Origin of the sequence: Micromonospora sp. U56 (assembly GCF_018070095.1) — a bacterium.
GTDB classification, from domain to species: Bacteria; Actinomycetota; Actinomycetes; order Mycobacteriales; family Micromonosporaceae; genus Micromonospora; species Micromonospora purpureochromogenes.
Genome location: NZ_JAGPYL010000228.1, coordinates 1 through 2901 on the forward strand (window position 1 = coordinate 1; position 2901 = coordinate 2901).

At 72.8% G+C, this 2901-nt stretch carries 3 protein-coding genes; 2 read left to right on the forward strand and 1 reads right to left on the reverse strand.

The genetic code is table 11. The annotated features are described in order from the left end of the window. Positions 1–632, reverse strand: a 632-nt coding sequence (locus tag KBX37_RS33595; RefSeq protein ID WP_210779847.1) for an aldo/keto reductase, incomplete at its 3' end; no start/stop codon positions are given. 199 nt (positions 633–831) lie between these two features. On the opposite strand from KBX37_RS33595, the gene KBX37_RS33600 reads away from it, so the two are divergent. Then, on the forward strand, positions 832–1884 hold the full coding sequence (locus KBX37_RS33600; RefSeq protein ID WP_154937472.1) for an LLM class F420-dependent oxidoreductase: 1053 nt from the start codon (positions 832–834) through the stop codon (positions 1882–1884). After that, on the forward strand, positions 1881–2717 hold the full coding sequence (locus KBX37_RS33605; RefSeq protein ID WP_210779848.1) for an undecaprenyl-diphosphate phosphatase: 837 nt from the start codon (positions 1881–1883) through the stop codon (positions 2715–2717). The genes KBX37_RS33600 and KBX37_RS33605 overlap by 4 nt, the downstream gene beginning before the upstream one ends. Positions 2718–2901 lie beyond the last annotated feature (184 nt).

Sequence of the window (2901 nt, forward strand, 5' to 3'; positions counted from 1 at the left end):
CCACGGCCCAGCGGGGACCAGGGCAGCACGCCCAGCCCGAGCGCGCCGCAGGCCGGCAGCACCTCCCGTTCGACGCCCCGCTCCAGCAGCGAGTACTCCACCTGCGCGGCGATCATCGGGGCGCGCCCCGGCCAGGCCGCCTGCCACGCGGCGGCGCGCGCGGTCTGCCAGCCGGAGAAGTTCGACACGCCGACGTAGCGGACCCGGCCGCTGGCGACCGCGTGGTCCAGCGCCGCCAGGGTCTCCTCCAGCGGCGTGTCCGGGTCGTACCCGTGGACCTGCCACAGGTCGACGTGGTCGGTGCCCAGGCGGCGCAGCGAGGCGTCCAGGGTGCGCAGCAGGTGCCCGCGCGAGCCGTCCCGGCGCCGGCCGCTGCCCGGCCGCAGCCCCGCCTTGGTGGCGATGAGCAGCTCGTCGCGGGGGACCAGGGCGCCCAGCAGCGAGCCGAGCACCGACTCGGCGTCACCGTCGCCGAAGACGTCCGCGGTGTCGACGAGGTTGCCGCCCGCGTCGAGGTAACTCTTCAGCTGGGCGGCCGCGTCGTCGGCGTCGGTGTCCCGGCCCCACGTCATGGTGCCGAGCGCGAGCCGGGAAACCGCCAGCCCGCTTCGGCCGAGCGGTCGCTGTTGCATGGATGAACCTTATTTCGAACCTGGCGTCACGGATATCCTCGCTCCCGTCATCTCTGCCCGCCACGTCGCCGATCCGACCGTGGCGGGGCCCCGCGCTGGTCGCCGGGCACCCCGCGGGGCCCGGGTGAGCCGGTGATCGGGTCCACCGCCGCCATTGCGTACCCTGGTGCGACCTGTGGTGCGGATGGGGGAGGATCCAGTGCGACTCGGGCTCAGCCTCGGATACCAGACGGCGTGGAGCACGCCCGCCGACCACCTGGCACTTGCCCAGGAGGCGGACCGGCTCGGTTACTCGGTGGTGTGGGCGGCGGAGGCCTACGGCTCCGACTCGCCCAGCATGCTGGCCTGGATGGCCGGCCAGACCCAGCGGATCGACGTGGGCAGCGCGGTGATGCAGATCCCCGCCCGGACCCCGGCCATGACCGCGATGACCGCGGCCACCATCGACGCGCTCTCCGGCGGCCGGTTCCGGCTCGGCCTGGGCGTCTCGGGGCCGCAGGTCTCGGAGGGCTGGCACGGCGTGCGGTTCGCCAAGCCGCTGGCCCGCACCCGCGAGTACGTCGACATCGTGAAGCTCGCCGTGGCCCGCAAGGAGGTGGCCTACGACGGCGAGCACTACACGCTGCCGCTGCCCGACGGCCCCGGCAAGGCGCTGCGGCTGGGCTTCCACCCGCCCCGCGAGCACATCCCGATCTACCTGGCCGCCGTCGGCCCGAAGAACCTGGAGCTGGCCGGCGAGGTGGCCGACGGCTGGCTGGCCGTCTTCTACGCGCCGGAGTTCGCCGAGGAGCAGCTCGCCTCGGTGCGCGCCGGCCGGGCCAGGGCCGGCAAGGAACTGGCCGGCTTCGACGTGGTCCCCTCCGTGCCGGTGGTGGTCGGCGACGACGTCGCCACCTGCGCCGAGCTGGTCCGCTGGTACGCCGCGCTCTACGTCGGCGGGATGGGCAGCCGCCAGCAGAACTTCTACAACCAGCTCGCCACCCGGATGGGCTACGGCGACGCCGCCCGCGAGGTGCAGGACCTCTACCTGGCCAAGCGCCAGCGCGACGCGGCCGCCGCGGTGCCGATGGAGTTCATCGACCGCACCTCGCTGCTCGGCCCCAAGGAGCGCATCGCCGAGCGGATGCGCGAGTACGCCGCGGCGGGCGTGACCACCCTCTCGGTGACCCTCTTCGTCGCCGACCGGGACAGCGGCGTGCAGACCCTGCGTACCGTCGCCGAGGCGCTGGAGCTGTCCGGGGTCGGCGAGTGACCTGGGTCGAAGCCATCGTCCTGGGCATCGTCCAGGGACTCACCGAGTTCCTGCCGGTCAGCTCGTCCGGACACCTGCGGATCACCTCCGCGATCTTCTTCGACCGGGACGCCGGCGCCTCCTTCACGGCGGTGACCCAGCTGGGCACCGAGGCGGCGGTGCTGATCTACTTCGCCAAGGACATCTGGCGGATCACCCGCACCTGGCTGCTGGGCCTGCGGGACCGCTCGGTGCGCGCCAGCCTCGACTACCGGATGGGCTGGTACGTGATCGTCGGCTCGATCCCGATCGGGCTGTTCGGCTTCCTGTTCAAGGACCAGATCCGCACCGCCGGCCGCAACCTGTGGGTGGTCGCCACCACCCTGATCGTGTTCGCCTTCGTGCTCGCCTTCGCCGAGTACTGGGGGCGGCAGACCCGCACCCTGGAGAACTTCCGGATGCGCGACGGCGTGGTGATGGGCTTCGCCCAGGCGATGGCGCTGATCCCCGGGGTGTCCCGCTCCGGTGGCACGCTCACCGCCGGCCTGCTGCTCAACCTCACCCGGGAGGCGGCGGCGCGGTACTCGTTCCTGCTGGCCATCCCGGCGGTGGTGATGTCCGGGATCTTCAGCGTCGGTGACGTGTTCGAACCGGCCGCACCGGGCACCTCGGTGCCGAGCGTGGCGCAGATGGTGGTGGCCACCGCGATCGCCTTCGCCATCGGTTACGCCGCGATCGCCTGGCTGCTGCGCTACGTGGCCCACCACACCCTGTACGTCTTCGTGCTCTACCGGGTGGCGCTCGGCACGTTGGTGCTCGCGCTGCTGCTCACCGGCACGATCAAGGCCACCTGAGGCGTACCGGCGACGACCGCCGGCGACGGCCCCCGACACCTCGGTGCCGGGGGCCGTCGCGTCTCCGGCCTACGCCCAGGGCCTGGGTCAAAGTCCCTGGCCGGCCTGCGGCGGGCCCAGACGACGACCGGGCCGCGTTGGAGATGCGTCCGGATACCACACCGGTATCCGGACGAATCTCCGC